This window comes from Mucilaginibacter sp. (assembly GCF_036383575.1).
In the GTDB taxonomy this organism is placed as follows: Bacteria; Bacteroidota; Bacteroidia; order Sphingobacteriales; family Sphingobacteriaceae; genus Mucilaginibacter.
In genome coordinates this window covers 1-6563 of the sequence record NZ_DASVOB010000701.1, presented here as the reverse complement: position 1 = coordinate 6563, position 6563 = coordinate 1, and the positions used below count along the sequence as shown (strand labels likewise).

Annotated in this window: 3 protein-coding genes and 1 pseudogene; 1 reads left to right on the top strand and 3 read right to left on the bottom strand. The window is 45.7% G+C overall.

Annotated features, from left to right (window positions below; genetic code table 11):
- Positions 1 to 38: 38 nt before the first annotated feature.
- Positions 39 to 1964, bottom strand: coding sequence for a sialate O-acetylesterase (locus tag VF500_RS24995; protein WP_330862283.1), 1926 nt, complete (start codon positions 1962 to 1964; stop codon positions 39 to 41).
- A gap of 234 nt (positions 1965 to 2198) precedes the next feature.
- Between VF500_RS24995 and VF500_RS24990 the strand changes: the two genes are divergently transcribed.
- Entirely contained in the window at positions 2199 to 4028 is a 1830-nt protein-coding gene (locus tag VF500_RS24990) for an ABC transporter ATP-binding protein (protein WP_330862282.1), read from the top strand.
- A gap of 460 nt (positions 4029 to 4488) precedes the next feature.
- Here the strand turns inward: VF500_RS24990 and VF500_RS24985 are convergent, their stop codons facing one another.
- On the bottom strand, positions 4489 to 5814 hold the full coding sequence (locus tag VF500_RS24985; RefSeq protein ID WP_330862281.1) for a vanadium-dependent haloperoxidase: 1326 nt from the start codon (positions 5812 to 5814) through the stop codon (positions 4489 to 4491).
- 9 nt (positions 5815 to 5823) lie between these two features.
- A pseudogene (locus VF500_RS24980) lies at positions 5824 to 6563 on the bottom strand (hypothetical protein); the annotation flags it as partial.

The window sequence follows — 6563 nt, the reverse complement described above, 5'->3', positions numbered from 1 at the left end:
AGTAGTTTTCATTCTCCTGGATTTAGGTTATTGATTTATTAGGGCTTATCGGTTTGAAAAGGTGATGCGGGCAAACCTTCTTTATTATACAGATTTGCTCCCTCCGGGTTATCGGCCCATGCGTACCTCACATAAAGCGGTGCAGGGATCTTATCGTTCCAAACCAGCACCTTATCCCCCTTAATGACAGCCTTTGCCCAAACAAACTTTTTATCAGCACCGGCTATTGCAAATTGCGACAATTCCTCACCATCCCCGGTGACAAGCCCTGAGCCTGTGTTTTTAAAAGTAACCTCGATTCTATTTCCGTCAACCTTAGCCGATTGATAGATCGGGCCGGATGGCACCACATTCACATCACCATAAGCAACATATTCGGCAGCCCGGGCAAGCCGCTCCCCTACAGTTTTTTTATTGAGAGGATGGATATCATTCCATTCACCGGCCTCAAGCGTAACTGCCATACCCGTATTGGGGACTTCAAGGGCACTTAGCTGCCCGTTGCGCAATTGGGCCAGGCTGCTTTCTGTAGGCGAATACTGCACCTCGTTAAAGTTGGGAAGCTGGGCGTAAATAAAAGGAATATTGCTCTGCTGCCAGTTATTGCGCCAATCAGCAATAAGGGCCTTTAGCAGCCTGCCATATTCAAATGCGCGGGAAGTATTGCTTTCACCCTGGTACCAAACTATCCCTTTAATGGTATAATTGATAACGGGTGCCACCATGGTATTGTAAAGGCCGGTCGGCTCATTTTGGGCCGAAAATTCAGGTTTTACCCTAACCGGTTCAAACACCTGCCCTACCTTGTATTGCCAGTCGCCGCGAAGATCGGTAGTATCACCGGCTATTGCCAGGTAGTACCTTTTTTCGGGCACAAAACCGCCTTTACCTGATGTATTGGTAACCCGTACCACAATAATGTTTTTGCCCGGCTTTAATAATCCGGCGGGCACTGTATAACGCCTTGGCGGGTACTGATAGGTAATGTTCCCAACCTGCCTGCCGTTAACATAGGTTTGATCGGCATCTATTATCCTGCCTAAAAACAGTTTAGCCGCTTTACCCTGTACCGATGCGGGCAGGTTTATTTCTTTCCTGAACCACACTACCCCATTCAGACCTTTTACGCCTTGATCGGCCCAGTAGCCGGGCAGCCAGAAATGGTGCCACTTGTGCGGTAAATAGGAAGTATCATACCATGGTTTGGCTTCATTTAAACCTTTATCTGCATCAAGCGGTTCCGCTGGCTCCGGGCGCTTTTTCAACACGCTATCCATAAAAGCGGTATTGCTAAATTGAGCAATGCGGTTATGATATGATTGGATATCTTTTAATCCGTCAGCACTGATCCAGGCCTCTATAGGCGTACCGCCTACACTTGAGTTAATGATGCCTATAGGCACATGATATTTTTGGTAAAGCTGTTTAGCGAAAAACCAGGATGCAGCGCCAAAACCCAAAACGGTTGCCGAATCGGCCTTAACCCATTTGCCGGGTAACAGGTCCGGATGCTGTTTGGTTACATCGGATTCCGTTTTCACAAAAAAATTCCTGATCTGCGGATAATTGGCATTGGCTATTTCCCCTGGATACCTTTCCTTTACCCGCTCCATGGGTAAAACCATGTTCGACTGCCCCGAGCAAAACCATACATCGCCAACTAAAATATCGCGGAGAGTAATATGGTTATTACCGGTGATCTCCATAGTATATGGCCCTCCGGCTTTCATTGCCTGAAGGGTCACTTTCCAAGAACCGCTTTGATCTGTAATAGTACGGTATGTTTTATGTTGAAAATTAACAGTGATCTTTTCCCCGGCATCAGCCCAGCCCCAAATCTTTACTTTGGCATCGCGCTGCAATACCATGCCATCGGCAACCAATTGCGGCAAACGCACTACCCCATAGCACGGTAATATAAAACAGGCATACAGCGCGACAAGTAATAGCTTCACTGACCTCATAACTCCGAAAATTTTATTGATGGTTTATTTCACTAAGTAACAAATAAAAAAAGATTTGTGCAATCGATTGCACAAATCTTTTTTTATTTAATTATTCAATGCTTAGTTACATAAAGCGGATGCCTCTTCAATTAATTCCATTGGTCAGTAAATGATCATAAATGTGCTGACAGGCTGTATTTCAGTATTAATGAGCATTTTTTTGTTTAAAATCGCATTTATCAAAACAGGCAGATGGCTAAAACAAGAAATATTAAACCAGATCAAAAGATCTCGTTCAGAGAGCGCCTGTCTGCCTTAAGCAATCTCCCCGAGTTTTTCAGGCTGGTATGGCAAAGCAGTCCGGGCAAAACAAGCATGAGCTTTCTGTTACGCATTGTGCGTTCGGCCATGCCGGTAGCTTTGTTGTATGTGGGAAAACTGATCATCGACCAGGTGGTATTGCTTAACCGACACGGCGGAAGTCAGCATGAATTGTGGAAACTTGTCATCATCGAATTTTTACTGGCCGTGGTAACCGATGGATTAAACCGGATGATCAGCCTGATGGATAACCTGCTTGGTGATCTTTTTGCTAACTATACCTCGATGCGTATTATGCGCCATGCAGCCACGCTCGACCTGGAACAATTTGAAGATTCCGTATTTTATGATAAACTGGAACGGGCAAGGCAGCAAACCGTTGGGCGTACCGTACTTTTATCGCAGGTAATGAGCCAGATCCAGGATTTTATATCCATTGCTTTCCTGCTAACCGGCTTATTGACTTTAAACCCCTGGCTAATCCTGTTGCTGCTTATAGCCATTATCCCCTCATTTATGGGCGAAAGCTATTTCAACAGCCAGAACTACGCACTCACCAGGAGCCAGACACCCGAAAGACGAGAACTGGATTATGTACGTTACCTGGGTGCAAGCGATGAAACAGCCAAAGAAGTTAAGATCTTCGGCTTGTCTGATTTTATTATCAACCGCTTTAAAACATTATCCGATAAATTTTATGCCGATAACAGTAAATTGGCTGTGCGGCGTTCTGCCTGGGGTACATTTTTTTCCATCTTAGGCAGCGCGGGTTATTACGCAGCTTATGGTTTTATCATTTATCAAACGGTAACGGGCAAATCTTCCGTAGGTACGCTAACCTTCCTGGCCGGTTCATTCCGGCAGCTTAGCAGTTTAATGGAAAATTCGCTGAACCGCTTTACATCAGTTTCACAGGGTGCTATCTATCTTAATGATTTCCATGAGTTTTTTGAGATCAAACCTAAGATCAAAGTTGCTGCATCTCCTTTGCCATTCCCAAACCCAATAAAACAGGGATTCACATTTGAGGATGTGGGTTTTAAATACCACAATACCGAATCATGGGCCAACAGGCACCTGAGCTTTACCCTGCACCCCGGCGAAAAGATCGCCCTGGTTGGCGAGAACGGTGCGGGCAAAACTACGCTTGTTAAACTGCTGGCCCGCTTATACGATCCTACAGAAGGCCGCATCCTGCTGGATGGTGCCGATCTGAGAGATTATGATATTGCCGGTCTCCGGCTAAACCTGGGCATCATTTTCCAGGATTATATCCGTTACCAGATGAGTTTTTCGCAGAACATTGCGGTAGGAAATATTGATGAACTGGCCAATACCGAACTGATCCGTAAGGCAGCCCATGAAAGCCTTGCCGATGTACTCGCGGCCAAACTGCCGTTAGGCTATGAGCAATGGCTGGGCAGGCGGTTTAACGAAGGTGTGGAGTTATCGGGCGGAGAATGGCAGAAAGTAGCACTGGCAAGGGCTTATATGAAAGATGAGCAGGTACTTATCCTTGACGAGCCAACAGCAGCGCTTGACGCCCGGGCAGAATACGAGGTATTCCAGCGTTTTTCCTCTCTGACCCAAGGAAAATCAGCTGTACTTATTTCACACCGCTTTTCAACAGCACGCCTGGCCGACCGTATCATCGTATTAGAGAAAGGCAAGATCCTTGAAGCTGGAACTCATCAGGAATTAATGGCCAACAATGGTCGCTATGCTGAATTATTTAGTTTACAGGCGGCAGGGTATCAGTAAAATGCGGTTTAAGTAAAGTATGCGTTGGGTCATGAAGAAGAAATGACGTATCTCCACCGCGTCATTGCGAGTAACCATCAGGGAAACCCCGAAAAAAACCGTGATGACGTATAAAATATATTTTAGCGACGGTGTGCAGGGGCCGCGTTAGGGATTGCAGTGTAAAGCCCACAGCGCGTGAAGGGAATGCGGGCAGGAAAGGCGAGGACTTGTAACGGAAAGCCCGGGCCGGAGGCAACGCCCACGTTAGAAAATTGACTTTAAAAACATTCTTGATAATCAGCAACTTACAATCAAGTCATTATAAGAAACGAAGCAATCCCAAACTATACAGGGCGACTTGCTTAGCTGCTCTGCTAATCGGGGATTGCTTCGTACCTCGCAATGACGATCTTTTTATTCGTTTTTAACCGAACTTCGGGGTTCGGGGCAAAAAACCTCTACCACCAGGAGCTCACATCTATGACTTCTTTTGCCCGCTTAGTTTAGCTACAACCAGGTTGCCAACCTTGTTACCCTGAACAATACCATTATCAATAGCATCCATAAAATGGATGCCGCCCCAAAACCTGGATATTGCAGCTTCTTTGGCGGCCTGCGTAAAGGAATTGAAATGGCGCGGCGGTACGCCGAAATTCACTTCTACATCATCGGTATATTTAAAATTATCGCCCAGGTAATGCGTAAGGATAACCGCTGCTGTTGATGAAACTACCGAATGCCCGCTGATATACTCGGGGAAAGGCGGGGTTTGCAGCAGGGGTTTCCAATGCGGATCGAGGTACTTACGGATAGCAGTTTCGGGCCTGATGCGGTTAGTGCGGTACTTATCTTCCCAGCAGCAAATAAAGCCATCAAGCAGCCCTATGGCCACTGCCGTATTAACCTGTACCGTTTTGGAGAACCCGGTTTTGGCCTGCTTACAGGCAATTGCCGTTATCCCCATCCAGTGTGCCCCCGGCGAGATCTTTTTTAGACCAATAAGCATGTGCCCGTCGTTTTGAACAGCAAAAGGGTTACAATCCCAAAAATTGGCTATATCTTTTTCTTCCTGTTTTAAACCGTTGCCGCTTTTAGCGTAGCTCATTTGCAGGTATTTATAAAAAAGCGAGTTTTTATCGGTTGAAAAAGGAATAGGCGCATCGGGAACAAACTGCGAAGCCGAATCAAGCGTCATGGGCCGGATAGTGTTAAAATAAGGCTCGACCGGCAACATGTAAGCAGGAGGTGTAAGGTCCCAGCTACCCGGTGTTTGTTTAACTTTATAGCGCGGGTAATTACTTATTTTCCGGTAGCCATCGGCCTTGGCATAAGCCAGGATCTGTTTGCTGATTGCTTTGGCGTAACTTTTTGAGCTATCAACAACTTCGCTGCTAAAACCAATATTTTTGCACGAATCAATAAAGGAAGCCTCATATCCCAGCATCAAAGCACCTGATGGCTGTAGCTTGGCTGCCGTTTCAAACATGGCCAGTATCGTGCTGAGCTGATAATTATAAACGGCATTTTGTTTGGGGGGCTTGATATCAGGATATTGATTCAATATGCCGTGCATACTGCTGATCTGCTTATCGTTTTCGGCAACAACCTCATATCCGGCAAGGCAGGTATAAGTATAAAAACGAGCAGCCAGGGGCGGATTGGTAACATCGTGCACCATTACGCTGGTCATGTGATTTATCACCTTGCTCACATCCTGGTTGGTTAATTCGGGTTGCTTTTTCGGGCTACAGCTCATCATTCCAAATAAGCCACAGGCCGGTATCAGCATTAACAATTTTTTCATTGCTTTTTATTATTGCTTATATGCCTTTAGTTTGCCTTTATCAAGGGCAAACAGTAAAATATTATTTAATTGAAGTACGCTCCTTACATCACCACGAATGTTAAAGCCTGATTGCGGTTGACTTATGTATTGATAATTACCCTTACCATCGCCTTTTAGCAGTACGCCATAATTGGCATCATATTTACCAAAGCGGATGCGGGCCTTGTTAATGTTGCCGCAAAGCAAAAGATCGTCTTTTCCATCGTGGTAATAATCAAGCGTGGTAATAGTAAAAACCGGCGAATACTGGGCCTGCAAAGGTAATGCGACCTGCTTTAACCGCCCTTGCCCATTACTGATAAAGCAGGCTGTTGCAAGCTCGTTGGTTGTCAGTTTTTTTACGCCTTTCAATTCTTCAGGGGTAAAGATCTTATCCATAGTGGCATCGGCGTAGCTTTTATAATCAGGGAACCGGCCGCGCATAACACTTAACTGATCGAGCAATTCATCGCGGCTTACAAAGGGGTAGCTTTTATGCTGAATGTAAAAACACAGCATAGGGTCGACTGAACCATTGTCGTCAAAGTCTTTATAAAACATTTCGGCAGGCTCGGCGTCACTTGCTTTGCACTGGGTATTTAACCCGACGGTCCCGGCAATAATATCGGGGTGACCGTCATGGTTGATATCGCTTACCTGTAAACAGTTCCACCAGCCGGCATATTTTTTATCAAAGTATTTCACAGTGGCATCAGTAAGTTTAGCGC

Coding starts and splice junctions, on each gene's coding strand:
- VF500_RS24990 (WP_330862282.1), top strand. CDS start 2,199: ATGGCTAAAACAAGAAATATTAAACCAGATCAAAAGATCTCGTTCAGA.
- VF500_RS24995 (WP_330862283.1), bottom strand. CDS start 1,964: ATGAGGTCAGTGAAGCTATTACTTGTCGCGCTGTATGCCTGTTTTATA.
- VF500_RS24985 (WP_330862281.1), bottom strand. CDS start 5,814: ATGAAAAAATTGTTAATGCTGATACCGGCCTGTGGCTTATTTGGAATG.